Origin of the sequence: Alcanivorax sp. 1008 (genome assembly GCF_020667895.1) — a bacterium.
Lineage (GTDB): Bacteria > Pseudomonadota > Gammaproteobacteria > Pseudomonadales > Alcanivoracaceae > PGZG01.
Genome location: NZ_JAFMPS010000104.1, coordinates 1 through 367, shown reverse-complemented (window position 1 = coordinate 367; position 367 = coordinate 1). Strand labels below are relative to the sequence as shown.

Sequence of the window (367 nt, the reverse complement as noted above, 5' to 3'; positions counted from 1 at the left end):
GAGCAGTAGTATCCACAACCGTTATGGTTTGAACAGCAGACGTTGTGTTACCACAATCATCGGTAGCCGTCCATGTTCTAGTAATCGTTTTGGTATTACCACAAGCATCAACAACCGCATCGCTTTCGCTAATAGTCACCGTACCACAGGTATCACTACCAGTAGCCACGCCAGTGTTGGCAGAAGACTCGTCCTCGGTACACTCGATAGTCACATCGGCAGGCGCTGTAATAGTCGGTGGCGTTGTATCCACAACCGTTATCGTTTGAACAGCAGACGTTGTGTTACCACAATCATCGGTAGCCGTCCATGTTCTAGTAATTGTTTTAGTATTACCACAAGCATCAACAACCGCATCGCTTTCGCT

1 pseudogene is annotated in these 367 nt (G+C 47.4%); it reads right to left on the bottom strand.

The features are described from left to right. Positions 1-367, bottom strand: a pseudogene (locus J1C54_RS16475) (hypothetical protein); the annotation flags it as partial.